A 24238-nucleotide genomic window follows, 5' to 3' on the forward strand; every position below is an offset into this window, starting at 1 on the left:
CAATGGCAAACGCATCGCGGATCGTGGCCGTTCTGGGCCCGACCAACACGGGCAAAACCCATTACGCCATCGAACGGATGCTGGGCCACCGCACTGGTGTCATGGGTTTCCCGCTGCGCCTGCTTGCGCGGGAGGTTTACGACAAGGTGGTGGCGGCTCGCGGGCCGTCGGTGGTGGCGCTGGTCACCGGCGAGGAGCGCATTGTGCCGCCGCGGGCGCAGTACTGGATCTGTACTGTGGAAGCGATGCCCGAAGGCATGGGCTGCGACTTCCTGGCGATCGACGAAATCCAGCTCTGTGCCGATCCCGAGCGCGGCCATGTCTTCACCGACCGTTTGCTGCGCGCCCGCGGAACGCTGGAGACGCTGTTTCTGGGCGCAGACACGATGCGCGGACCGATCGCGGCCTTGGCGCCGGGGGTCGAATTCGTTCGGCGCGAGCGGATGTCCGACTTGGCGTATGCAGGTTCGAAAAAGATAAGCAGAATGCCGCCGAGGTCAGCGATCGTCGGGTTTTCTGTTGATAATGTCTATGCCATTGCTGAGCTGATCCGCCGCCAAAAAGGGGGAGCTGCTGTGGTGATGGGGGCCCTGAGCCCGCGTACACGTAACGCGCAGGTGGAACTCTATCAGAATGGCGAAGTGGACTATCTGGTGGCCACCGATGCCATTGGCATGGGGCTGAACCTCGACATTGATCATGTGGCTTTTTCCTCCACCACCAAGTTCGACGGCCGGCGCATGCGGCCCTTGGCGCCCAACGAGCTGGCGCAGATCGCAGGCCGCGCTGGCCGCGGGATGAGCCATGGTACCTTTGGGGTCACCGGCGACGCACGGCCGCTGGACGAGGGCACCGCGTCAGCCATCATGAACCACCAGTTCACGCCGCTGAAAAAGCTCAACTGGCGCTCTGCAGATTTGCAGTTCGGCACGGTTGAGGCCTTGATCAACTCGCTCGAAGCAAGTCCCGCAAATGAGAATTTGGTCAAGGCACGTGAGGCGGATGATCTGGGTGCTCTGAAAATGCTGTCGCGCGAATCTGCCATCATCTCGCGCACGACCAATGCGCAGTCGGTAAGGCTTTTGTGGGATGTTTGCCGGATCCCGGATTTCCGGGGCATTTCTCATGCGGAACATGCGTCATTGCTGGGGGTGATTTTTGAGCATCTGCACGGCGGCGGCGTGGTTCCGGACGACTGGATGGCTCGCCAGATCAAGCGAATTGACCGCACCGACGGCAACATCGACACATTGTCGAAAAGATTGGCATTTATCCGCACGTGGACATATGTCGCGCAAAGGAATGGCTGGCTTCGTGACGAAAGCCATTGGCGCGGAGAGACGCGCGCTGTAGAAGACAGATTGTCGGATGCTCTGCATGAGCGTTTGACTCAGCGATTTGTGGACCGGCGCACGTCTGTGCTGCTGCGCCGGCTCAAACAGAAGGAGGCCCTTTTGGCCGAAGTGAATGACAAGGGTGAAGTGACGGTCGAAGGTGAATTCGTCGGCCGTTTGGAAGGGTTCCGGTTCAGCCCGGACAAAGCTGCGCAAGGCACTGAGGCGAAAGCTCTCAAGGCCGCCTCGTTGCAGGCTTTGGCACCGCAATTCCATCTGCGTGCGGACCGGTTCTATAATGCGCCTGATACCGAGATCGATTTTACCGAGCAAGGCGGCCTGATGTGGGGTGAGCATGCGATCGGCAAGCTGGTTGCCGGCTCGGACGCGCTGAACCCGCAGATCGAGGTCTTTGTGGATGATGCCGCCGGACCGGATGTGGCCCAGAAGGTCGAGCGCCGCCTGCTGCATTTTATCACCCGTAAGATCAATGCGCTGTTCGAGCCTTTGCTGAATTTGCAGAAGGATGAAGAACTGAGCGGTCTTGCGCGCGGTTTTGCTTTCCGGATGGTCGAGAACCTTGGCGTGCTGCCCCGTGCGAGCGTCGTGCAAGAGGTGAAGGACCTGGACCAGGACGCCCGTGGCGCGCTGCGTAAGCATGGCATCCGTTTTGGCCAGTTCACTATCTTCATGCCGCTGCTGCTGAAGCCCGCGCCGACCCGTCTGCGTCTGGTGCTGTGGTCTTTGGCAAACGGCTTGCAGGATTTCCCGGAATCACCACCGCCGGGTCTGGTCACTGTACCGTCTGTCAAGGATGCGCCTGAGGGCTACGACACTATGTCGGGCTACCGTGCAGCGGGCGAGCGGATGATCCGCATCGATATGCTGGAGCGTCTTGCCGATATGCTGCGCAGTGAAGACAGCCGTGGCGGTTTTGAAGCCAAGGCGGATATGCTGTCGATCACCGGCATGACGTTGGAGCAGTTTGCAGACCTGATGCAGGGGCTAGGCTACAAGGCCGAAAAGGGGGAGCGCGAGAAGGTAAAGCCGGCAGCGGCTGACCCCGAAGCTAAACCCGCCAAAACTGCAGAGGAAGCACCCGCGGCAGACAAGGTTGCGGCCGAAGCACCCGCGCAGGAGACCTCTGCGGATGCAACTGCGGATGCAACTGCGGATGCAACTGCGGAAGTTCCTGCTGAAGACGCCGTTGCGGAAGCTCCTGCTGCTGAAGTGGAAGCAGCACCTGCAGAAGAGATTGCTGAGGCCACATCCGAAGCGCCTGCCGATGCGGAGCCTGAGGTTGAGATCTTCTACACCTTTACCTGGGGTGGCAACCGCGGCGGACGCCAAGGCGGCGGCCAGCGCCAGCAAAACCGCCGTCCGCAGGGCGACGGTAAGCCTGGCGGCAAGGGCAAGCCGCGCGGTGCCAAAGGCGGTGACCGTGATGGTGGTCGGGGCAAGCCGGGTCGCAAAGGCGGTCCGCGCCAGGATCAGGGGGCCAAGACCTATTCTTCGCGTCCTGCCAAGAAGGAAAAGCAGATCGACCCGGATAATCCCTTTGCTGCAGCGCTGATGGGGCTGAAGCAGGGCGACTGATTCCGCCATGACTGATGGGGCGCCCAAGATCCGCATCGACAAGTGGCTATGGCATGCACGGTTTTTCAAAACCCGCAGCCTGGCCGCCAAACAAGTCAGTGCGGGTCATGTGCGCCTCAATGGTGCCAAGGCTCTGAAACCGGCTCAGAACGTCACTCCCGGCGACGTTCTGACCTTTGCTCAAGGCAAAGTGATCCGCGTGGTGCGGGTTGAAGCCATCGGCGAGCGCCGCGGTCCGGCACCGGAAGCGCAGGAACTGTACTTCGATATGACGGAAAAGCAGGAAAAAATTCCAGCCAATCCCAAATTCGAAGGAAAAGGCCGCCCGGACAAAAAAGCCCGCAGGGCGCTTGATCTTACCCGCAAGTCACAGGGCTTTTGACGCCTTGAAGTGTTGCCGCGTCTGGATTAGCTAGGCGCAAACGGAAAACGGGACTCGGTACTATGACCTATGTCGTGACGGAAAACTGCATCGCCTGCAAATACACCGACTGTGTCGAGGTATGCCCGGTGGACTGTTTCTATGAGGGTGAGAACACCCTGGTCATTCATCCTGACGAATGCATCGACTGTGGTGTTTGCGAGCCGGAGTGCCCGGCCGATGCGATCCGTCCGGATACAGAGCCGGACATGGATAAATGGGTTGAGTTCAACCGCAAGTACTCCGAGCTGTGGCCGGTGATTGTTTCTAAGAAAGACCCGATGCCGGGTTATGAAGAGCGTGATGGCGAAGAGGGCAAAATGGAGAAGTATTTCTCTGAGGCGCCAGGCGAAGGCGGCTGATTCTCTACCTTCCACGGCGGTGCCGCATTCTTGCGGAAATCTGCCGCAATGTTCTGGGTTTTTTCAGAGCACTGCCAGCAGGCCGCCTTTCGGGCGGCCCTTTTTTATGATATACTTAGCCGACAAATGACATAAACAATCGGAGTCCGCCCCCGGCGCGCCGTAGCAGTGGCGCGCGTAATGGGCGGTGTTTCTGCAGAGAAAATGTCCTGAAGGCTGGTCAGACTCATGTGACCGGATCTGGATGTTTGTTTGCCATAACGCCGGTGCCGCCCGGTTATGAGTGAGGAAGAACCTGTATGACCAAATCGAAGAAGCTCGAATTCCGCCCCAATGAATATGTGGTCTACCCGGCGCATGGCGTTGGCCAGATCATTTCGATTGAGGAGCAGGAAGTGGCTGGCTTTGCGCTGGAGCTTTTCGTGATCACCTTTGAAAAGGACAAGATGACCCTTCGGGTGCCGACCAACAAGGCAACCGAGGTGGGCATGCGCTCCCTCAGTTCTCCGGACGTGATCGCCCAAGCGATGAAAACGCTCAAGGGCAAGGCGAAGGTCAAGCGCGCCATGTGGTCACGCCGCGCGCAGGAGTATGAGCAGAAGATCAATTCCGGCGACTTGATCTCGATTGCGGAGGTGGTGCGCGACCTGCACCGTACCGACGATCAGCGCGAGCAGAGCTATTCCGAGCGTCAGCTGTATGAAGCCGCACTGGAGCGTCTGACACGTGAAGTGGCTGCTGTGTCCGGCCACGATGAGATCGCCGCTGCCAAGCAGGTGGATGAGGTCCTGACCTCCCGCGCTGCCTGATCCTGGCGCAGAACCAAGTTCGAGAGGCCGTGCCTGTTAGGGCGCGGCCTTTTTTCTGGCGGGCCGGTTAGCCGCAGATGATGAGCAGAGCCAGAAGCCCGGAAATTTCGGCCACTTGCTGCGACGCCCCTAGGATATCACCGGTCTGGCCTCCGATCTTGGCCTTGGCAAGGGCGCCGAGGCCAAGGGTGGCTGCGGCCATCGCCAGCGCCGTGCCGAAGACTGCGCTGCCAATCAGTGGCAGCGAAAGAAGGATGGCCAGTCCGGAGGCCAGCAGGCAGGGCAGGGCGCGGGGGCGCCCTACGCCCTGTGACAGCCCCGTGGTGCGGGCGTTGGGCAACGCAGCCATCAGCACCGGCATCACTGCCCGGCTTAGCATTGCCAGCGCCAAAAGCGGCCAGACGCCAGCCGTTGCAAGCAGTGCTGACAATGCGCTCCAGCGCAACCCTAGCCCTAGAATCAATGCAATAACCCCGTATGCGCCGATGCGGCTGTCCTTCATGATTTCCAGGCGCCGCGCGCGGGTGAATCCTCCCCACAGGCCATCGGCAGTGTCGGCCAGCCCGTCTTCGTGCATGGCGCCGGTCAGCAGAACCTGTGCCGTCAGAGCAAGACCGGCCGCTATTGCGGCAGGGAGGCCGACGGTCAACGCCAAGGCCGCGCACAGCGCGGCAGGCAGAGCCACTGCAAGACCCGCCAGTGGAAAGGCCCAGACAGACTTGGCCTGGCGCTGGAATGCTTGCGGCGGCAAATGCGGCAGCGGCAGCCGGGTCAGCAGAACCAGCGCCAGCAGAAAGTCTCTTGCCTGGATGTCGTTTTTTTGCATAACGGGCCTATTGCGGTGCTTGCGGCAGGAGCGCCAGCGGGTAAACAGGGACAACCCGCTTTATCCGCGTCCGCCACTCAGATGCAACGAGGCTTTCACATGCTGCCCCAGCTTTCCTCTCTAGATGATTTTCGCGCCGCACTGGTCGGCGCGCCTGTACAGGACCCGGCGGCTGTTGCCGGTGCTGCTGCGCGCAATGGCCAGCTGACAAAACCGCCGGGAGCGTTGGGGCGTTTGGAGGACCTGGCTGTCTGGTATGGAGGCTGGCGCGGAAGCGAACGGCCTGAAATCTGTGCGCCGCAGGTGATTGTCTTTGCTGGCAATCATGGAGTTACAGCGCAGGGGGTGTCCGCGTTCCCCCCGGAAGTCACCGCGCAGATGGTGATCAACTTTGAACATGGTGGTGCGGCCATCAACCAGCTGGCCAAACTGGCTGGCGCCCGCATGGATGTGCATGCGCTTGATCTGGAACGCCCCACCGCTGATTTCACCCAAGGGCCTGCCATGAGCCAGGAGGAACTCCTGACGGCTCTGAAGGCGGGGTGGGATGCAGTTGATCCGAGTGCGGATTTGCTGGTGGTCGGAGAGATGGGCATCGGCAATACGACACCTGCTGCCGCGCTGGCGTGCGCTTTGTTCGGCGGCGAGGCAGCAGACTGGACCGGGCGTGGCACAGGTGTAGATGATACGGGGCTTGCAAACAAAACCCGGGTGGTCACCGAAGGCGTTGCCCTGCACCGTGATGTGGTCCGCGATGGCCTGGATGCGCTGGCTTGTCTCGGCGGCCGCGAGATTGCCGCTATGGCGGGTGCGATCGCAGCGGCACGGGTTTTGTGTATCCCGGTGATCCTGGACGGGTTCATCTGCTGTGCAGCGGCTGCGTGCCTGTTGCAGACCGCAGACGGTGCGCTGGACCATACGGTTGCGGGCCATCAAAGTGCCGAAGGAGCGCATGCCGCATTGCTGGAGAAACTGGGCAAGGAGCCGCTGCTTTCCCTTGGGCTGCGGCTGGGAGAGGCGTCCGGGGCGGCATTGGCAATCCAAGTGCTGAAGGGGGCCGTTGCCTGCCACAGCGGCATGGCCACTTTTGCTGAGGCAGGAGTGACCGACGGCTGAACGTTCCGGCGCTGTTGGGGCCGCCGCTGGCCCAAATCGCAGCTGGGGCAGCCAGTATCTTCCGAATGGTTGAATTGCCCCGGGTTCCCACGGGCCCCGGCGTGCGGCCTGTGCACGGCGCTTGGCCGGCATGTTGTGTCCATTTCCCCGACGTGCGGATCCCTTCTCGGGGCGGCATTGTTTGATGCCGACGATCTGATCTTACCTGTGGCAAGGGAGACTTTTGCCCGATCGGGTGGGGCTGGAAAACATTTGCATGGCCCGTAACGGCACGCCGCAGGGAAATGAACTTGCAGTTTCCCCATCTGAAAGAACCCGGTCGCCCGATCCCGCATCCACACCGGCAGTGGGAAAACACCTATAGGGTGTTGTTAAAAGGAAAATCAAAATGAGGCCCGGAATTATGGTGAATTAACGGGTTGTGGCGGCTGTATGCCAGATCGGTTTACCAATCCGGTACGCTATCCAGGTAATTTGCATTCCCATAGGTTGTTTTGGTTTGCGGGCCTTCGTGGCTGTCGGCGCCAACGGTTTGGAGGTTTCGCCATGTCTGGATTTACTCGCAGGAAAGCAATTGCTCTCTCTGGCAGCACCGCGCTTGCTTTGTCTTCACCTGGCTTGCTGAGCGCCGCCCAACCCATACGGCTCGGGGCGACGCCGACGGCGGTGCTGGTTTGGCTGGCAGAAGGTATGGGCCTGCTCCGCGACAGTGGCCATAACATCGAGCTCGTTAAATACACTTCTGGAACCAAGACCGCAAAGGATCTGGTCAGCGGCAAGCTCGACCTTGCGACAAGCTCGGAATTCGCCTTTGTGTCGGTCACTTTTGACCGTCCGGACCTTAGAATTCTGGCCTCTTTGTCGCGTTCGCGGACCATTGATGTCTTTGCACGCGCGGATCGTGGTATCCGGGGCTATGCGGATCTGGCAGGTAAAACGGTGGGTGTTGTTCAGAACAGCTTTGCCCATTTCGTACTGCACCGCGCACTTCTGGAAAGCGGTGTCAAGCTAGGTGCAATGAAGCCGCTGCTGCCGCCGGAGATCGTTTCGGAAATTACAGATGGTTCCATTGATGCCGGGGTCGTGTGGGATCCTTATCTGCGCAAGGCCGCAACGGCACTGGGCGATCAATTCATTCCGCTGCCGCATCAGGAATGGCATGACTACGAATTTGTCCTGCACGGCGCAGGCGGCTGGATATCTGCCAATCAGCAGGTTGCAAATGATATCGTGGGCATGCTTTTCCAGGCTGCGCAGCTTGCGGATTCTGACCCTCAGACAGCCAAAAAGATCGTTGGCAGGCAGCTGGATCTGGATGCCGGGACAATGGAATATCTTTGGCCCAAACACACATTGAAACTGACTTTGTCACAGGCGCTTTTGCGCCTGATGGAGGATGAAGCCTGGTTCAGGATCGATCTGGGGTTATCCGAGGGCACTGTTCCGAACTATCTTGACCTCATCGCGGCAGACGCACTGAAAGAGGCAGATCCGGCTGCGATCAGCATTATTGGCTTGAATTGATATGCGTCTCGTCGACAAGTCCAGCATTGTCGCCGTCTTGTGCGGTTGCCTGCTGACGTCGGTCATTGGGCTTTTATTGTGGAGTGACCTGAAGCAGGCCTCTGCCTACAAAGCTTATGACCGGGCAAATGTGATCAAGAGCCATGTTACAGCGTTTGGTGCGCTTGCGATGGAAGCGATGCAGCGCCCGTCGGATAGAATCCAGCAGCAATGGCTCCATGAAACTCATAGGGTCCGTGACATGCTTGCGGACAGAGAGGCGGTATCGGGGGGGGATGCTCAACAGCTGGAACTGATCACAACCGAGCTTTCCAAAGCGTTTTCCAAGATAACCTTTGACGGCGGCAGCACGTCGCCGCAGCTCCGGCGCATTCAGATCGGGCGGCTGGTTGCCAAACTGCAGCAAATGACTGAACTGGCGGATCGTTTGGTTGAAAATTCAGCCGCCAGCCGCAGCCAGGCTGCCCGCGTGTTTCAAACATCCGTCTGGACAACCATCGGCTTGCTGATACTTGGGGTTCCCCTGCTTTGGCTGGGCTTTCGCAAAGCAGCGCTGCGGCCTTTGAAAGATCTGACCCATGATGTCGCGGGCGCAACTTTGCAGCAGCCTCTCAGCGCAGAGGCCTGGCAGAGGGCGGATGAGTTTGGGCAGCTTGGGCGGGAGTTTGCAGAGATGCAGAACCGGTTGATTACGGCCTTTGACGAGGTTGCCGACAAAGCCGCCCGGCTTGAACAAAGCAATCGCAAGGCTCAGGAAGCCGCCGATCACGCCCGCAAAGCGGAGCGGCGCACCAGGGACGCTCTGGACGCTGTGCGCGAAGCACAAGAGGAAACTGCTCTGGCTGCGCGTCATGACACATTAACCGGGCTGGGCAACCGGACTTTGCTTGAAGAACTGTCCCAAAAAATGGCGGGGCACCAGCCGGACAGTTCCGGAACATTGGTGCTTGCGATCGATTTGGACCGCTTCAAGGACGTCAACGATACGTATGGTCATGCGGCCGGGGACGCCGTTCTGACAGCCTGTGGTCAGCGATTGATCAGCCGTGCCGTATCCGGTCAAAGTTCTGCCTTCCGCATCGGGGGTGATGAGTTTGTTCTGGTCCTCGATTTTGACGGAAGCGAAACGCATGCGCAGTGGTATTGTGATCAGCTTCTGGACGAATTGTTGTGCCCCACGGAATACAAAGGAGTCGAATTGAGTGTTGGGGCTTCAATAGGATTGGCGCTGCTGTCTCCGGGGGAGCAGCTGTTGAATGCTCTGAAACGCGCCGATCTGGCATTGTATGAGGCAAAGCACAGAGGCCGCAATCAGGCCGTTGCTTTCAGCGCAACTCTTGGGGCCGCGCATGACGCCAAACTGAAGCTCATCAACGATTTTAAGACAGCTCTGGAACGGGATGAAATCAGCATCGAAGTGCAGCCCCAAGTTTGTGCCAAAACCTATGCGCTGCAAGGCGTTGAAGTGCTGGCGCGATGGGATCACCCCAAAAGAGGCCGTCAATCACCTGCTGTGTTTGTCGAAATCGCCGAGGAGCTGAAGCTGCAGGCGGACCTTGACCGCCGCGTGCTGGACCTGGCTCTTGAAGCCCGCAAGACCATAGAGGCTGAACTGGGGCGCGCACCGCAGGTGTCTGTCAATGTTTCCGCAAACCGGCTGACGTCGCCAACATTGCTTGAAGAACTCAGACGGCGCCCTGATCTGCCGCAAAGCGGACTGGCCTTTGAAGTTCTCGAAACAGCGTTTCTAGATGACGTTTCAGGCGAGCTGGAACTGACCATAACTGCGCTCAAGGACATGGGGATAAAAATCGAAGTCGATGACTTCGGGACGGGCCACGCAAGCTTTGCCTCGGTTCTGGCGCTGAAACCGGACCGGTTGAAAATTGACAGAATGTTTGTGACCGGCGTCGACAAGGATGACCAGCGCAAAGACCTTCTTCGCGGCATCGTTGATATGGCCAATCGCGTTTCCGTTAGCACAATCGTAGAGGGTGTCGAGACCCTTGGAGAAGCAGATGCGGCAGCGGAAGTCGGCGCTGATACGCTCCAGGGCTTTGCGTTTTCCCGACCTCTCAGTGTCAAAGACTTCATTGCATGGGCAAAAAAGAAAGAGCGCCGCGTCGCTTGAGAATTGCCTTCAATGCGGCCGCCTCTGCACCGGTGCGGGCGAGCTTTTCCTCAGCTGGAAACCGCAGATCCGCATGTGAGCGCCGACATTGGCTGCTTAGCCTGCTACTAACAGCGTCCGGAGCAAACGCTCACCTGCGCAAAGCTCGCGGGTGGTCAGGTGATCCAGCACGGCCTGCGCGTCCTTGCCGCGGACAAACACCTTCTTCAGCGGCGACATGTCGAACATGTCGGCGCGCTCACGCACCGCGTCGTGTTCGTCGTTTGGATCGGTGCTGTAACTCCAGGCGGTGCCCATGCCGTTCCAGTCCTCCAGCCCCGAGCCCAGGGCGGTGTGGCGGGAAGCAAGTGCCGATGTGCGGCTTAGTTCTTCTGCCATTCTCGTTGGTCCTTTCTCAATACCATTCGTCAGGCATGGCGGCTTTGCGCTCTGCCACATAGGTGTTCAGGTCTGCGCGTACGCTGTCGTTCATGTCCGGTGGCTGATACTCTGCCAGCATCTGCCGCCACCGGGCCGTGGCGCGCTGATCAGCGGCCCGGCGACCGTTTTCGTCCCAGGTTTCAAAGGGCCCGCCTCTGGGCACCTGCGGTTCGAAATTGGCGGTCGTGTAGTGGCGCAGGGTGTGGCTGGTAGAGAGAAAGTTCTCACCCGGTCCCGCCTCGGCGTAGGAGTCGCGGCCAAAGGCCTCATCATCGGTGGGGAACCCCTGCAGCATCTTCAGCATGGCTCCGCAGTGGTCGAGGTCCATCACGAACTTCTCATAGGACATCACCAGCCCGCCTTCGAGCCAGCCTGCCGCGTGCCAGATCTGATGGCCGCCAGACAGCAGCGTCGCCCACATGGCGTCTGCACTGTCCTGCATCGCCTGACCGTCAGCGGCATTCGAGGCCGTGATCTGGCCGCCGCCGGAGCGCACCGGCACCCCCAGCCTGCGACCCAGCTGGCTCAGCGCCATGGTGGTCAGGTTCGCCTCGGGCGAGCCGAAAGTTAGCGCACCGGTGCGCAGGTTCATGGAAGAATGAAAGCTCCCGAACACAACCGGGCAGCCAGGGCGCACCAGCTGCGACAGCGCAATTCCTGCCATCGCCTCGGCCAGCGTCTGGGCGGCGACAGCCGCTGGCGAAAGCGGCCCCATGGCGCCGGCAAAAATGGCGGGCGAGATGCAGACGCATTGGTTCGCCGCCGCGTAGATGCGCAAGGATGTCGACATCACGTCGTCATAGATCAGTGGCGAGTTGACGTTGATATTGGCCTGCAGCACCGCGTTTTGATCCAGGAATTCCCCGCCAAATGCCAGCCGCGCCATCGCAACGCTGTCTTCTGCGGCCTGCGCCGAGGTGACGCCGCCCATGAAGGGTTTGTCCGACAGGGTGAGATGGGCCAGCATCATGTCCAGGTGACGCTTGTTCACCGGCACGTCCGTAGGCTCGACCACAGTCCCGCCCGAATGGTGCAGCGCGGGCGACATATGGGCAAGCTTCACGAAATTCTCAAAGTCCTCCAGCGTGGCATAGCGGCGGCCTTGCTCCAGGTCGCTGACAAAGGGTGAGCCATAGCCGGGCATCAGCACCAGATTATCGCCGCCGAGCGTGACGCTGCGGGCCGGTGCGCGACCGTGCAGCCGGAACTCCGTCGGGGCGGTTTTGCACAGCTGCCGGACATGACCCGGTTCGAACCGGACCCGGACGCCGTCAACCTGCGCGCCGGCTTCGGCAAAGAGCGCCAGCGCCGTGTCGTCGCCACGGAATTCGACCCCGACATGTTCCAGGATCCAGTCCGCCTGGGCTTCGATGCGTACAAGGGCGGCCTCGTCCAGCAGAGTGTAGGCCGGGATCTTGCGGCGCTGGTATACCGGTATGACCTGCGGCGCATTATGCCGGGTCAGCCTGCCCCGGCGCGACCTGCCGCGCTGGGTGATATGGGTTTGAGCGTTCATATTTCCCAACGTTGCGGCTCCTGAAGTGTTTCCCGGACTCCATATTTTGGGAATTCGTTCCGCCAGCAATCGATTTTATTTGCTCACGATGTTCAGGAAAATTATACGCTTGACCTCATGCCTGTAGAATTTCGCCACCACGACAGCTTGCGCCTGTTTGCCGAGATCGCCCGCTACCGGAGTTTCTCTGATGCGGCGGAAGCTCTGAATATGACCAAAGGCGCGGTCAGCTATCAGGTCAAAACGTTGGAAATGGATCTTGGGTTTTCTCTGTTTCAACGCAGCGCCCGTGGGGTGGAGCTGACGCCCGGCGGGCTCAAGCTGCTGGCCGCCTGCCAAAGCCACTACGAAGAAATCGAGGGCGAAATTCTGGCCCTCAAGGGGCTGTCCACCAGAACCCTGACAGTGGGTGTTTCCACGTATTTCGCGGCCCGCTGGCTGTCGCCGCGGCTGATGTCCTTCATGCAGGAACACCCGGACATCCAATTGCGGTTGCAGCCGATGATCCGGCTGATCGACCTTGAGGCGCAAGGTGTTGATCTCGCCATCCGCTGGGGAAGCGGGCAATGGGGGGATGGCGACGTTACGCCGTTCCTGCCGTGCCCGGCATTTCCCGCAGGCAATGCTGCGGCACTGGAAACGGTAGAGCGGCTCGGCTGGGAGCAGGCGGTTTCAACCTTTACCTTGTTGCGGGATCACGATGACAGCGACGCCTGGACGGACTGGCTGACTGTCGCGGGATTGCCGCATCAGACCCGACGAGACACGCTGATCATCCCTGACCCCAACGTGCGGGTTCAGGCGGTTGTCAACGGGCAGGGAGTGGCTCTGATGGACGCGCTGGTTGAACAAGAGCTGGAAGAGGGCAAGCTGTTCCGCCTCTCACCGGATAGCCTGCAGGATTACGGCTACTTTCTTGTCCGCCCGCGCAAGGTTGCGTCCCGGGACAGTGTCACAGCGTTTTCAAATTGGCTGCAGGGGCAACAGGCTGGCCTGTCCTGACGATTTGCCATTTCCTGTTGCGCCAAGTGTGTCGGTGCTTTGTGCGACGCAGCGTGGCGGCTGTGCCGAAAAATGGCCGAGGTTCCCGAGCCTTGCGCTGCCTGCAGCGGATCGGCAAGCGTAATCTGAAAAAATCGCTCTGTCCTTCTGGTTCGATGCAAAGAGCTGTGAAATTCCTTCGGGAAGCTGATCAGAGCTGATAACCGCAGCGCGTTCATCACGCGGGGCTAGGCTTTGTGGGCCTGCGCCAACGGCGTTAGCCTCGTGTTCTCACGCTCCGGAAACCCCGAGGACACTGGCTTTATTGAGGCGCTTAACAGCGCGTTTCGGGCAGAAGCCCTGAGCGCGCATTTGTTCATGAGCCATACGGAGACCTGTGAAAAGCCGGGGGACCTGCGTCGGCACTGCAAATAGGACAGCGCCCTCAGCCCAACTGGAAAGAACGTCCCGGTTGCCATGCATTGTCCAGGTGGCGCCACCAATTCGCCATCGTGACAGAGCTGGAAAACGCCAGTTTTCGGCGCTCCGGGGTGGGGCGGCAGGGCAAAGGGCGGCCGATGCTGGTGCGGGAGTTTGCGGACAAAGATGTGCTTTGTTCGCAAAACAGCTTTTGCCTGAAAATCTTCCTCCATGGAGCAGGCCGGATCTGCAGGGCAGGGAGTGTTTTACTCTGCTGCTTCCGAAGATCTCTTTCTTTTGCGCTCGGCCATGTCAAAAATTGCACTTTCGATGGATTTCTCCAGTTCCTGTGCGCGTTGAATATAGGCAGGGTTCTGGCTGGCGGGCACGCCGGGTATCCAATGCTGGGCCAGGTCGCGCAGGTTCTGACGGTCGTGGCTGTAAAAAGTCTGCGCTGCCTGGGCGGCTTCATATTCGCTGAGCCCGGCATTCTCCAGCACGTAACGGCCAGCGCGCAATGAGCTGTCGAACATTTCCCGCACAATGTCGTCCGCTCCGGCCTTGAACAGTTCATAGACGTGATTGCGGTCCTTGGCGCGGGCAATGATGTGCAAGTCAGGGTAAGAGCGGCGCACATAAGTGACCATTTTGACCACACCTTCCGGGTCATCCAGCGCCACCACAAACACCTTGGCTTTGGCGATGCCTGCAGCCTTCAGGAGTTCGGGACGTGTCGGGTCGCCAAGAAAGCTCTTGACCCCGAAGCGCCGCATCAGCTGCACAGCTTCCATGTCGTGATCCAGTACCACAGTCTTGAAGCCGCTGGCCTGCACCAGCCGGTTCACAATCTGTCCGAAGCGGCCGATGCCTGCGATGATCACCGGTCCTTCTTCGTCGATTTCGTCCGGTTCATGGGCTTGCAGCGGTTCCCCCATGCGTTTGGACAGAAGGTCGTAGGCGATGAACAGCAGGGGCGTGATCAGCATTGACAGCGCGATCACCAGCAAAAGCTTCTCTGACAGGGCAGCGGGAATGACACTAAGCTGAGTGGAAAACGCCAGCAGCACAAAACCGAATTCTCCGGCTTGTGCGAGGCTAAGGGTGAATAGCCAAAGCCGGCGACGCCGTAGGCCAAAGGCCCGCCCAACGAAATACAGCACAGCTCCCTTGGCGAGAATGACCAGAAGCGCCAGGCCAATCAGATCACCTGGATCGGCCAGGAACTGGCGGTAATCAATACCGGCGCCCACGGTGATGAAGAACAGACCCAGCAGCAGCCCTTTGAAGGGGTTCAGGTCGCTTTCCATCTCGTGTCTGAACTCAGAGTTGGCCAGCACCACACCTGCCAGAAAGGCGCCGAGCGCCGGTGACAGGCCGACCAGTGTCATCAGAAAGGAAATGCCAACCACGATCATCAGCGCCAGTGCGGTGTACATTTCGCGAAGGTTGGAGGCATGGATGAAGCGGAACAAGGGACGGGTCAGGTAAATGCCGGCGAGGATGATGAAGGCAATCGTGGCCAGCGTAACCAATGCGACAGCCCAGCCGGGCAATCCGTCGACCAGTGACAGCGAACCATGGCCGCCGCCATGACCGGATGCACCTTCCCGGCTAATGGAGCCGTCAGACGCAAATTGCGGGATGGCGTAGACGCCAAGAAGCGGCAGGAAGGCAAGGATCGGAATAACAGCGATGTCCTGGGTCAGCAGCACAGAGAAAGCCGCGCGGCCGCCACCGGTCTGCATCAGCCCTTTTTCAGATAATGTCTGCAGGACAATTGCGGTGGAGGACAAGGACAGCGCCAGTCCGACAGCGAGGCTGACATGCCAAGGCTCGCCCGCGGCTATTGCGGCCCCCATCAGCACGACAGTTGAGGCGGCGACCTGCGAGCCGCCCAGGCCGATCAGCTTGTCCCGCATCGCCCATAGCGCGCGTGGCTCCAGTTCCAGGCCAATCAGGAACAGCATCATCACCACGCCGAATTCGGCGAAATGGCGTAACTCTTCGGTTTCTGACCCGGTCAGCCCCAGCACCGGGCCAATGGCGATACCTGCCGCAAGATATCCCAGAACCGAGCCCAGGCCGAGACGTGCAGCCAGCGGCACAGCGATGACTGCGGCGCCAAGGTAAATGGTTGCTTGATAGAAAAACTCTTCCATGAAACAGGTATCGCAAGCCTGCCCGGGCTTTGGCAATGGCTTTACGGCGGCAGGGTCAATTGCTGCGGCAAAAGAGCGCTCGCTCGGGCTTTATTGTTCCAGCATCCGGATGTCTTCGCTGAGCTTGCCAATCCGGTCCAGCCGTTGCGAGATCCGCTCCTGAAAGCCACCAAGCTGATCGATGATATCGGCCAGGGTTTCGCCGGAATCGGTCAGGCGCGCGCTTTCGATTTTAAGCAGAACGCGAGTCGAGCTGAGGCCCAGGAAATGGCGGTGCATGATCTGGCAGGCATTGGTGATGCGGATGGCTTCGTCGTCCACTTCCTTCATGCCTTCCTCAGACCGTTTGACTTGATCCTTCACCAGCTCGCTGAGGATCTGGCGTTCATTTTCCATGTCGGCGCTGCCCAGGTCTCGGCGTTCTTTCTGCAGCTGATTATCGCATTCAATCAGAATGCGTGCCATGCCTTCGACAAACAGGCTGCCGTTCACCGACGACTTGATCTTGGCAAAATTGCTGTTCTCACCCATGACATGAGCGCCGAACCAGTCAGACATCTGCCGGGACATGGCGCCATAGTTCTGTGACAGAACGGTGACAGGACCGCCCGAAGGTTCGATGCGCGATGCCAGCACCCGCAGGTTATGCGGGATTGTGTGCATGGCGTCGAAATCTGCGATCAGACCGTCTGTTTCGCCCGCCAGGGTTTCGGCGTCGCTTAGCATGCGCCGCAGTTCCTGAATCCTGGCATTTTGCTGGTTGCCCAAGCCTTCGTCGCGCGCGATCAGTTCCTGGCTGAGCGCGTGAGCAGCGAATTGATGGTAGTCTTCGTAACCCTGGCTTTTGAGCCAGTCGAGCAGATGCTGTGCGCTTTCTTCCGGCTTGATGCCCTCTTCTTTTTCTCGCTTCAGGAGGTTTCCGTAAACCGCGCGCACTTCGTCGAACAGCTTGCTGCTGGGTTTGATGCGGGCTGACAAGTAGCCGTCCTGGCACGGCACCACGACGGCAAAGACCCAGTAATACAAGCCATCCTTGGCCTTGTTCTTGACATAGGCTCCAATGCTTTCGCCATTTTGGATCGTCTCCCAGAACAGCGAGAACACGCCTTTGGGCATGTCCGGGTGGCGGATCACCTTGTGCGGAGCGCCGATCAGCTCTTCCCAGGTATAGGCGCCGACGCGGCGGAAAACATAGTTGCCGGCCCGGATCACCCCCCGGCTGTCGGTGCGGGAAAAGAACACCTCATTGAGGCCAAACGGAGCCTCGCCGCTGGTTGGGCGGGGTTCAACACGGCGGTCTACAAAGGACACGTAACAATTCCACTTTGGGTTACAGAATTTTGCTGCCCTAATCTGTACGTTCAAATCCTTCCTGCTTGGTTAAGTCGGCAGCGGCGCATCGCGTTTTAATTGTGCCATCACGATTTGGCTCTGAACCCTGGAAACACCGGGGTGCGGTAGTAAAACCTCATGAATGAGCGTGTTCAACGCCTGTAAATCGGCGCAGTAGACGCGCAGCAGATAGTCGGCTTCTCCGGTCATGGTCCAGGCCGAGGTGATCTCTGGCTGGTTGGCCACCAGCCGGGCGAATCCTTTGGATTGTTCCGGGCCGTGGCTGGCCAGATGCACCTGCACAAACCCCTGCACGGTGAGCCCCAGCTTGGCTGGGTTCAATCGGGCAGCGTAGCCTTCGATATAGCCCTCCGTCTCTAGCCGTTGCCGCCGCCGCCCGGCTTGGCTGGGGGATAGGTTCAGGACTTCACTCAGTTCCTGAGCCGTAAGATGGGCGTTCTTCTGCAGAGCCGCCAGCAGCTTGGTGTCGGTAGGGTCCAGCATGCGTGAAATGATCCTTTTTTGGCATATTTTCGCGAATCTTTCGCGCCCATCAACGGAAATCTGCGAAACAATGCGGATAGTTTGCAGGATATATGCGGTATTCTTGATGCAAGAATTCAATTATTCCCGGAATGACGTCAAGGAGACACGCAATGGGTCCTTTCCCGCATAACGCCCCGAAATCCGAAATTACCCTCGAAAACCCTGCAGGAACTGACGGATTTGAATTTGTTGAGTTTGCCAGCCCGGAGCCTGAGCAGCTGCGGGCGCTGTTCACCCGTATGGGCTATGAGCTGGTGGGCCATCGCAAAGGCCGGCCACTGGTAGAGCTGTGGCAGCAGGGCGATGTCACCTATATCCTGAACGCTGATCCCGAAAGTTTTGCAGCAAAATTCGTCGAGGAGCATGGCCCTTGCGCTCCGGCAATGGGCTGGCGGGTTGCGGATGCACAATTGGCGTTTGACCATGCTGTGTCAAAAGGGGCTGAGGCCTATGAGGGGGAAGGTAAGGTTATGAATGTGCCTGCCATCAAGGGCATTGGCGGCTCGCTGATCTACTTCATTGACCAGTATTACGACACCTCGCCTTACAATGAAGAATTTGAGTGGCTGAAGCAGTCAAAGCCGCGCGGCGAGGGGTTCTATTACCTCGATCATCTGACACACAACGTCTACACGGGCAACATGGACAAGTGGTTCAAGTTCTACGAAGAGCTGTTCAACTTTAAAGAGATCCGTTTTTTCGATATCCAGGGCAAGTACACCGGCCTTTTCAGCCGTGCGCTAACCTCGCCCTGCGGTCGCATCCGCATCCCAATCAACGAAGACCGTGGCGAGACCGGGCAGATCGTGTCCTACCTCAAGAAATATAACGGAGAGGGCATCCAGCACATCGCGGTCGGCACCGAGGATATCTATGCCAGCACCGATGCGATTGCCGAAAAAGGCCTGAACTTCATGCCGGGCCCCAATGACGCCTATTATGAGCTGTCCAAGGAGCGGGTGCGAGGGCACGATGAACCGGTGGACCGGATGAAGAAACATGGCATCCTGATTGACGGCGAAGGCGTGGTGGACGGCGGCGAAACCCGCATCCTGCTGCAAATATTCTCGAAAACCGTGATCGGGCCGATCTTCTTTGAGTTTATCCAGCGTAAGGGCGATGACGGTTTCGGCGAAGGAAACTTCAAGGCGCTGTTTGAATCGATCGAACGCGAACAGATCGAAAGCGGTGAGATTCAGGCTGCAGAGTAAGCGCTGCAGCTGGATTGACCAAAGCCGGACCTGCTATGCAGGCCCGGCCATTTTTTGACTGCCCCTGCGCAGAAGAGGATGGCCCTCAACAGGCACCGTGAGGGCAAAGGCTTTGCAGGAGAGCTTACCCTTTGGGCATTGTCAAAGTGCGGTTGCGTCCACCCTTCTGGTACTGCAGCTGGCCTTCTCCGATTGCTATCACACGTCCGCCGTCGATGCGGTCGCCGACTTGCAGCTTTTTGTAGCGGCCAGAGGGAAGGCGCACCAGTGCGCGGCGGTTGGCAGCGGTGCCATAGACGCCGATCAAGTTGAGCTTGCGCAGGTTGAGGGCATTATTGACCGTGGCGCGGCGGGCGACTGAGGCGCTGGTCGGAATGCGTGGCGCAGCGGCTGCAGCGGCTGCGGGCACAGCAGCGGCCGTTTGCGTTTGCGTTTGCGTTTGATTTTGTGAGTTGCGGCGGGCACGGTCTACCAGATTGGCAAAATTCGCTGGCCGGTTCCGGGGCACAACCGACGACGCGACGGCCTGAGCGGTGACTGGCAGCTCATTCTCAGCGGGTTTCAGGCTGGCCGGACGCTTGCGCGGGCGAAGGCTTGCCAATTCGGCGCGACTGAAGCCGCCGTTCTGAGCCCTCTCCACTTGTTCTGCAAAGTCCGTAGGCCGGGCCTTGGGTCGTTTGCGCGACAGAACCTGATTGCGGGCCGCTTCCTCTTCCAGTGCCGCAGCAGCAGGGTCGCGGCGGCCCGGTGCGGGTGGCGGCACCTTCGCGGGGCGGCCAAGATAGACCGTGATGCCATCGGGATTGATCGCGCCTTCCTGCGTCGCCCTGACCAATCCGCGCTCGTCAAGGTCAAAGGTGGAACTTGCTGGAGCGGGCGAAGCAATGACGCCGGGAGCTTCGTCGCCAGCAAAGGTTTCCGCTTTCGGCAGAGCCACGGCATCAGCCGCAATTTCGGTGCTGTCAACGGAGGCGGTGTAAAGCTCGTCCAGCCCGGTGGCCGTTGGAATGGTATCCGGTTCCGGGGCGACAGGCCAAATACCGGTGGCCGCATAGCGTGCCGCCTGCGCCAGTTCATCCTGCGGGTCTGCTGTGCGTATTTCTGTGGCACCTGGCTGCAAGGCCGCAGGATCAAGAAAGGCAGTATCCGTTCCTTCCTCGGGTGGGTCGACGCCGTCGGCGGCGGCTTCATCTTCTACTGTCGGTTCCATCCCTGTCCCGTCAGCGTCGCCGGAAACCGGGTCAGGCTGATCGGCCAGCACGCTGACTTGAGGTGCGATTTCCTCAGCCTGGGTGTCAGATTGAGCCGGAGCAGGGGGGGCGGACATGTCCGGCGATGCGTCGTCGGCAACAACGTCGGGGGCAGCGGAAAGATTGCGGTCTGCATCCTTGCGGGCGGCAAGAAAGCCATCCTCGCCAAAAACAGCCCAGCCCGAAACTGCAGCGAGGCTCAGCAGAACTACTGCTGCCAGGGCCCAGCCATAGGTGCGCGGCTTGCCGGAGGGCATCGGCTGATGGCCAGGATCGGCCTGCGGTGGCAAAGCGGCGGCCGCAGGCGCGTGCGCGCGCAGGGCTGCGGGTGCGGGCGGAATGGCCCGCTGCTGACCAGCCTCATCCTTTGCCAATGCAGGGCTGGCGGTGCCCAGCGGTTTTACAGGTCCACTTTGTTCCGAGGATGCCGGGCCAGCAATCAGCGGCTCAGGGGACGGCGGCGCTGCGGGTTGGATTGCGGCGGCAGCGGTTCCCGGCTTTTCGTTTGTGGTGTCGGAGGGCGTTTCCGGTTTCGGGGCTGCAGCTTGACTGGAGGTTGCAGGCGGGGCTGGTGGCACGGCCGCGGGTTTCGGCCTTGGGTGGCTTGGTTCAAGTTCAGCGTCCTGCGGTTCCTGCCGGGCTTGCGGGTCCTGAAGATCCGGGTGCGCGGAGACTGAGGCCTCCTCTTTAGACACATCTCCGGCGGTGGCCGCTGGCAATTGTGCCGGGCCAATCGCCTTGACCACGGCGCTGTCTGGTTCGACCTCGGTTCCCCGGATCAACCGGGTGGTGCCAAAGCACGGCTCCCTCTGAAAATCGCTATCCTGCGGTGCTGCAACAAAGCTGACCGGCCCGAAGCCGTGCTCTGCGGCAAAGGTCTCGGCCTCGTCGAGTGTCTCCAGTGCAACGGCAGCAACGTGGGTCACTTTGTCCTGGGCGCAGATATCAAAGGCCAGTTCGTCCACCGGATAAGGCGTTGCGCCATCCAGAGCCTGACGTGCTGCTTCTATCCGCTCATCCGCAGGTATGTTGCCGGTTTCGAGGCTCAGATAGCGGATCTGGTCGTCTGGCAGGACCAGCTTGCTGTGGATGCCGCTGGGTTCCAGCAGCAATGCGTTGGCGCGCATGCCGGCCAGCGCGGCGGGCAGATCTTCGGTATCAAATGGCGTAGTTGCCACGTCTCGCCAGCCGTCTGGGGCGCGGTGCAGGAGGCCGATGCCGTCAGCGGAGAGTAAAAGAGCAAAAGCGGGTTTCATGCTTTGGGTCAAACCATCCAAATCCATACTGCCCGGGGCCGCTGCTGCGCCCGGTGTTTTGCCGCGAACCTTAAAGCAGGAACCCGCCGAGTTAAAGGAAAAGACAGACCACAGGTCTTGCGGGCAGCAGTGCGCCATCCCCATGTAACAAGCATTCGAAAAAAGGAGCATTTGCGTATGAAGGCAAGGATACTGCTGGCAGCCGCCCTCATGCTGTCCATGAGCGCAGGCGCTGTGGTGGCCAGCGAAGCGGCAAACCTGCGCCAGATAACCGTGACTGGAGAAGGCAAAGTGCAAATGGCGCCCGAACTGGCCGCCATCACCTTGGGTGTGACAGAAGAGGCTGAAGACGCTGCCGTTGCCATGTCGGCGGTGGCTGACAGCATGCGGTCCGTGATTGCCCGGTTGAAAAATGCGGGCATTGCTGCAGAGGACATGCAGACCCAGCAAATAGCCATGCATCCGGTTTGGTCGCAGGACCGCTCATATGACAGCGGCAACCGGCGCGAGATCACCGGGTTCGAGGCGTCCAATATTTTGATGGTGCGGGTTCGTGAACTTGGGGAATTGGGACCGGTGCTTGATGCGGTTCTGAAGGCCGGGGCGAACCGTTTCCATGGTCTGAGATTCGACGTCAAAGATCCCGAAGCCGCAGCAGATGCAATCCGGGGCGAAGCGGTCAGGGATGCCATTCGCAAAGCACAGCAGCTGGCTGAAGCAGCCGGCATGGAGCTGGGGCCGGTACGCTCAATCTCAGAGCATGGCGGCGGCGGGCGCCCGATGATGGCAATGGAAATGGCACGCAGCGATGCGATGCCAATAGAGGCCGGGGAACTGACGTTCTCCCAGAATGTCACTGTCGTGTTCGACCTGCTGGTTCCAGGCGGCGATTAAGGTGGAAATGAAGAAAGCCCGGGCGGTCACCCGGGCTTTTTGTTGCTGATGCGGCGGGTGTTTACCCGCAGGCCTTGGCCAGCGCCTGATCCAGGTCGCGGATCAGGTCGTCCGCGTCTTCGATCCCGATTGACACGCGCACAACATTCGGGCTGGCGCCTGCCGCCTCTTGCTGGTCCGGTGTCAGCTGGCGATGGGTCGTGGATGCAGAGTGGATGATCAGCGAACGGGTATCGCCGAGATTGGCCACATGGCTGAAGATCTCCAGCGAATCCACCAGCTTGATGCAGGCCTCATAACCCCCCTTGACGGCAAAGGTGAACAATCCGCCGGTACCCTTAGGATAGCAGGCTTGGGCGCGTTCGAAATATGGTGACGATGGCAGACCGGCGTAGGTCACGTAGTCGACCCGGTCGTCATTCTCGAGCCATTGCGAAACCTTGCGGGCGTTTTCGCAATGGCGCTGCATCCTGAGAGACAGTGTCTCAATGCCCATCAACGTGTAATGCGCGGCTTGCGGGTTCATTGTCATGCCAAGATCCCGCAGCCCGATGGCGATGCCATGGAATGTGTAGGCAAGCGGGCCGAAAGTCTCATGGAATTTGAGGCCATGGTAGGCAGGTTCAGGTTCCGACAGGGACGGGAACTTGTCATTTGCAGACCAGTCGAAATTGCCGCTGTCGATCACGCAGCCGCCGGTTACTGTCCCGTTTCCGGTCAGGTATTTGGTGGTTGAATGGACGACCAAAGAGGCACCCTGCGCAATCGGATTGCACAGGTAGGGCGTTGCAGACGTATTGTCGACAATGAGCGGAATTCCCGCCGCGTCAGAAACATCTGCCAGTGCCCGGATGTCCGTTACATAGCCGCCCGGATTGGCGATGGACTCGCAGAATACTGCACGGGTGTTTTCGTCGATGGCTGCCTTGACCGCGTCCAGGTCGTCGGTGTCGACGAATTTGGCAGACCATCCGAAGCGCTTGATGGTTTGGCTGAACTGGGTGACGGTGCCGCCGTAAAGCCGGGTCGAAGCCACAACATTGCAGCCGGGTCCCATCAGTGGGAACAAGGCCATGATTTGCGCAGCGTGGCCGGACGAGCAACAGACAGCGCCAGCGCCGCCTTCCAGCGTGGCCAGGCGTTCCTGCAGCACTGCAACAGTGGGATTGGTCAGGCGTGAATAGATAAAGCCGACTTCCTGCAGGTTAAACAGTGCGGCTGCGTGTTCGGCATCCCGGAAAACATATGCCGTGCTTTGGTAAATCGGCGTTTGCCGCGCACCGGTGGCAGGGTCCGGTTTGGCGCCGGCATGGATTTGCAAGGTATCAAAGCCATAGGAAGGGGCGTCGGTCATCAGTATGTCTCCCTGAAAAACGTCTATTGCGCGCACCTCAGCATGGCTGCGCCCGGAAGGCAATCGCGCGAATGACGCAACAAAGGGCTTTTGTCTTTTGCTCCTTCAGGCCTCGGCGGGAAGCTTGGGGAAAAAATTGCAGGAAAACTGCGCGGACAACACCTTGAAGACAGGAGGCGCAGCCCAAAGGAGAGGTTCACAGCAGCGGTGTTAAAGGGGGCGGCCTTTTGCCATATGCCGTCTCCGGTGGCCGCATTCACTGGGCGCATGTCGGCATAAGAAACGGTCTAGTGACGTGCCTTACTTTGACCGTGCCAAATGAGTCCTACCTGAATATTTGCGACTTCTGGAAAGCTTTCGGAAGCTTTTCTCGCGCTGATAGGCATTGCCCAGGACGTGAAAGAGGGTGAAATCGTCAGCCTCCTGGACCTGGCCGGCGGAATGGACGGTTGTGAAAGAAGGACGGTCCGGCGGCCCGCGCGTGCAACGAGACATCGGGGCGGCGTTGTTGCGCAACTCGTTTTGAGGACGAGCTTCCCCTTTCCGCGGCGGATTCATCCATCACACACGATCTCGGCGGTGCCGAGGGCCGAGAATCGGTTCATGAGAGCGATGCGGATGTGGATTTCGGCGGTTTGTCTGTCTGGGTCCCTCGCCATGATGCGTTCGCCGAATGCCTTGAGGCATAGCATTTTGGCCTCCACGCGACTTCGGATGTGATAACCACTCCATCGTTTCCACAGCGCCCTGCCGAAGCGTTGCGAAGCGCGCAGTATCTCG

The 24238-nt window shown here is 59.6% G+C and carries 18 protein-coding genes and 1 pseudogene; 10 read left to right on the forward strand and 9 right to left on the reverse strand.

Features of this window, described 5'->3' with window-relative positions; translation table 11 throughout:
- Nucleotides 1-2 precede the first annotated feature (2 nt).
- The 4 genes from ACP151_RS17295 (at nucleotide 3) to ACP151_RS17310 (ending at nucleotide 4522) form a co-directional block, all read left to right on the forward strand.
- Nucleotides 3-2930: a helicase-related protein gene (locus ACP151_RS17295; protein ID WP_424980149.1), complete on the forward strand. Its 2928-nt coding sequence runs from the start codon at nucleotides 3-5 to the stop codon at nucleotides 2928-2930.
- Between the two features lie 7 nt (nucleotides 2931-2937).
- Nucleotides 2938-3312: an RNA-binding S4 domain-containing protein gene (locus ACP151_RS17300; RefSeq protein ID WP_424980150.1), complete on the forward strand. Its 375-nt coding sequence runs from the start codon at nucleotides 2938-2940 to the stop codon at nucleotides 3310-3312.
- A 62-nt stretch (nucleotides 3313-3374) separates the two neighbouring features.
- Nucleotides 3375-3713 carry a ferredoxin FdxA gene (gene fdxA, locus ACP151_RS17305; protein ID WP_024090808.1) on the forward strand — a complete coding sequence of 113 codons (339 nt, stop codon included), beginning with the start codon at nucleotides 3375-3377 and terminating at the stop codon, nucleotides 3711-3713.
- 299 nt (nucleotides 3714-4012) lie between these two features.
- Nucleotides 4013-4522, forward strand: coding sequence for a CarD family transcriptional regulator (locus ACP151_RS17310; protein ID WP_424980151.1), 510 nt, complete (start codon nucleotides 4013-4015; stop codon nucleotides 4520-4522).
- A gap of 67 nt (nucleotides 4523-4589) precedes the next feature.
- Here the strand turns inward: ACP151_RS17310 and cobS are convergent, their stop codons facing one another.
- Nucleotides 4590-5348: an adenosylcobinamide-GDP ribazoletransferase gene (gene cobS / locus ACP151_RS17315; protein WP_424980152.1), complete on the reverse strand. Its 759-nt coding sequence runs from the start codon at nucleotides 5346-5348 to the stop codon at nucleotides 4590-4592.
- A gap of 99 nt (nucleotides 5349-5447) precedes the next feature.
- On the opposite strand from cobS, the gene cobT reads away from it, so the two are divergent.
- The 3 genes from cobT (at nucleotide 5448) to ACP151_RS17330 (ending at nucleotide 10119) form a co-directional block, all read left to right on the forward strand.
- Nucleotides 5448-6464, forward strand: a complete 1017-nt coding sequence (gene cobT, locus ACP151_RS17320; protein WP_424980153.1) for a nicotinate-nucleotide--dimethylbenzimidazole phosphoribosyltransferase — start codon at nucleotides 5448-5450, stop codon at nucleotides 6462-6464.
- A 546-nt stretch (nucleotides 6465-7010) separates the two neighbouring features.
- Nucleotides 7011-7988, forward strand: coding sequence for an ABC transporter substrate-binding protein (locus ACP151_RS17325; protein WP_424980154.1), 978 nt, complete (start codon nucleotides 7011-7013; stop codon nucleotides 7986-7988).
- A 1-nt stretch (nucleotide 7989) separates the two neighbouring features.
- On the forward strand, nucleotides 7990-10119 hold the full coding sequence (locus ACP151_RS17330; protein ID WP_424980155.1) for a putative bifunctional diguanylate cyclase/phosphodiesterase: 2130 nt from the start codon (nucleotides 7990-7992) through the stop codon (nucleotides 10117-10119).
- A gap of 96 nt (nucleotides 10120-10215) precedes the next feature.
- Here ACP151_RS17330 and ACP151_RS17335 read toward each other — a convergent pair whose 3' ends face one another.
- Nucleotides 10216-10497 (reverse strand): hypothetical protein, encoded by a 282-nt coding sequence (locus ACP151_RS17335; protein ID WP_424980156.1) that lies wholly within the window; start codon nucleotides 10495-10497, stop codon nucleotides 10216-10218.
- A 16-nt stretch (nucleotides 10498-10513) separates the two neighbouring features.
- Nucleotides 10514-12055 carry a trimethylamine methyltransferase family protein gene (locus ACP151_RS17340; RefSeq protein WP_424980165.1) on the reverse strand — a complete coding sequence of 514 codons (1542 nt, stop codon included), beginning with the start codon at nucleotides 12053-12055 and terminating at the stop codon, nucleotides 10514-10516.
- A gap of 117 nt (nucleotides 12056-12172) precedes the next feature.
- Here ACP151_RS17340 and ACP151_RS17345 point away from each other — a divergent pair, with 117 nt between their 5' ends.
- Nucleotides 12173-13057: a LysR substrate-binding domain-containing protein gene (locus tag ACP151_RS17345; protein WP_424980157.1), complete on the forward strand. Its 885-nt coding sequence runs from the start codon at nucleotides 12173-12175 to the stop codon at nucleotides 13055-13057.
- A 665-nt stretch (nucleotides 13058-13722) separates the two neighbouring features.
- On the opposite strand, the gene ACP151_RS17350 is transcribed toward ACP151_RS17345, so the two are convergent.
- The 3 genes from ACP151_RS17350 to ACP151_RS17360 all read right to left on the reverse strand — a co-directional run bounded on the left by ACP151_RS17350 (nucleotide 13723) and on the right by ACP151_RS17360 (nucleotide 17451).
- Entirely contained in the window at nucleotides 13723-15615 is a 1893-nt protein-coding gene (locus ACP151_RS17350) for a cation:proton antiporter (RefSeq protein WP_424980158.1), read from the reverse strand.
- A gap of 90 nt (nucleotides 15616-15705) precedes the next feature.
- On the reverse strand, nucleotides 15706-16926 hold the full coding sequence (locus ACP151_RS17355; RefSeq protein WP_424980159.1) for a PAS domain-containing protein: 1221 nt from the start codon (nucleotides 16924-16926) through the stop codon (nucleotides 15706-15708).
- A gap of 69 nt (nucleotides 16927-16995) precedes the next feature.
- Complete coding sequence (locus ACP151_RS17360; protein ID WP_424980160.1) at nucleotides 16996-17451, reverse strand: Lrp/AsnC family transcriptional regulator; 456 nt, start codon at nucleotides 17449-17451, stop codon at nucleotides 16996-16998.
- Between the two features lie 152 nt (nucleotides 17452-17603).
- On the opposite strand from ACP151_RS17360, the gene hppD reads away from it, so the two are divergent.
- Nucleotides 17604-18704, forward strand: coding sequence for a 4-hydroxyphenylpyruvate dioxygenase (hppD, locus tag ACP151_RS17365; RefSeq protein WP_424980161.1), 1101 nt, complete (start codon nucleotides 17604-17606; stop codon nucleotides 18702-18704).
- A gap of 124 nt (nucleotides 18705-18828) precedes the next feature.
- Here the strand turns inward: hppD and ACP151_RS17370 are convergent, their stop codons facing one another.
- Nucleotides 18829-21132 (reverse strand): hypothetical protein, encoded by a 2304-nt coding sequence (locus ACP151_RS17370; protein WP_424980162.1) that lies wholly within the window; start codon nucleotides 21130-21132, stop codon nucleotides 18829-18831.
- Between the two features lie 255 nt (nucleotides 21133-21387).
- Between ACP151_RS17370 and ACP151_RS17375 the strand changes: the two genes are divergently transcribed.
- A complete protein-coding gene (locus ACP151_RS17375; RefSeq protein WP_424980163.1) occupies nucleotides 21388-22104 on the forward strand; it encodes an SIMPL domain-containing protein in 717 nt (238 codons plus the stop codon).
- Nucleotides 22105-22165: 61 nt separating this feature from the next.
- Here the strand turns inward: ACP151_RS17375 and ACP151_RS17380 are convergent, their stop codons facing one another.
- Both ACP151_RS17380 and ACP151_RS17385 read right to left on the reverse strand, forming a co-directional pair.
- Nucleotides 22166-23458 (reverse strand): O-acetylhomoserine aminocarboxypropyltransferase/cysteine synthase family protein, encoded by a 1293-nt coding sequence (locus ACP151_RS17380; protein WP_424980164.1) that lies wholly within the window; start codon nucleotides 23456-23458, stop codon nucleotides 22166-22168.
- A gap of 554 nt (nucleotides 23459-24012) precedes the next feature.
- Nucleotides 24013-24238, reverse strand: a pseudogene (locus tag ACP151_RS17385) (IS5/IS1182 family transposase); the annotation flags it as partial.

This window comes from Leisingera sp. S232 (assembly GCF_049800895.1).
Lineage (GTDB): Bacteria > Pseudomonadota > Alphaproteobacteria > Rhodobacterales > Rhodobacteraceae > Leisingera.

Coding starts and splice junctions, on each gene's coding strand:
- ACP151_RS17295 (WP_424980149.1), top strand. CDS start 3: ATGGCAAACGCATCGCGGATCGTGGCCGTTCTGGGCCCGACCAACACG.
- ACP151_RS17300 (WP_424980150.1), top strand. CDS start 2,938: ATGACTGATGGGGCGCCCAAGATCCGCATCGACAAGTGGCTATGGCAT.
- fdxA (WP_024090808.1), top strand. CDS start 3,375: ATGACCTATGTCGTGACGGAAAACTGCATCGCCTGCAAATACACCGAC.
- ACP151_RS17310 (WP_424980151.1), top strand. CDS start 4,013: ATGACCAAATCGAAGAAGCTCGAATTCCGCCCCAATGAATATGTGGTC.
- cobS (WP_424980152.1), bottom strand. CDS start 5,348: ATGCAAAAAAACGACATCCAGGCAAGAGACTTTCTGCTGGCGCTGGTT.
- cobT (WP_424980153.1), top strand. CDS start 5,448: ATGCTGCCCCAGCTTTCCTCTCTAGATGATTTTCGCGCCGCACTGGTC.
- ACP151_RS17325 (WP_424980154.1), top strand. CDS start 7,011: ATGTCTGGATTTACTCGCAGGAAAGCAATTGCTCTCTCTGGCAGCACC.
- ACP151_RS17330 (WP_424980155.1), top strand. CDS start 7,990: ATGCGTCTCGTCGACAAGTCCAGCATTGTCGCCGTCTTGTGCGGTTGC.
- ACP151_RS17335 (WP_424980156.1), bottom strand. CDS start 10,497: ATGGCAGAAGAACTAAGCCGCACATCGGCACTTGCTTCCCGCCACACC.
- ACP151_RS17340 (WP_424980165.1), bottom strand. CDS start 12,055: ATGAACGCTCAAACCCATATCACCCAGCGCGGCAGGTCGCGCCGGGGC.
- ACP151_RS17345 (WP_424980157.1), top strand. CDS start 12,173: ATGCCTGTAGAATTTCGCCACCACGACAGCTTGCGCCTGTTTGCCGAG.
- ACP151_RS17350 (WP_424980158.1), bottom strand. CDS start 15,615: ATGGAAGAGTTTTTCTATCAAGCAACCATTTACCTTGGCGCCGCAGTC.
- ACP151_RS17360 (WP_424980160.1), bottom strand. CDS start 17,451: ATGCTGGACCCTACCGACACCAAGCTGCTGGCGGCTCTGCAGAAGAAC.
- hppD (WP_424980161.1), top strand. CDS start 17,604: ATGGGTCCTTTCCCGCATAACGCCCCGAAATCCGAAATTACCCTCGAA.
- ACP151_RS17375 (WP_424980163.1), top strand. CDS start 21,388: ATGAAGGCAAGGATACTGCTGGCAGCCGCCCTCATGCTGTCCATGAGC.
- ACP151_RS17380 (WP_424980164.1), bottom strand. CDS start 23,458: ATGACCGACGCCCCTTCCTATGGCTTTGATACCTTGCAAATCCATGCC.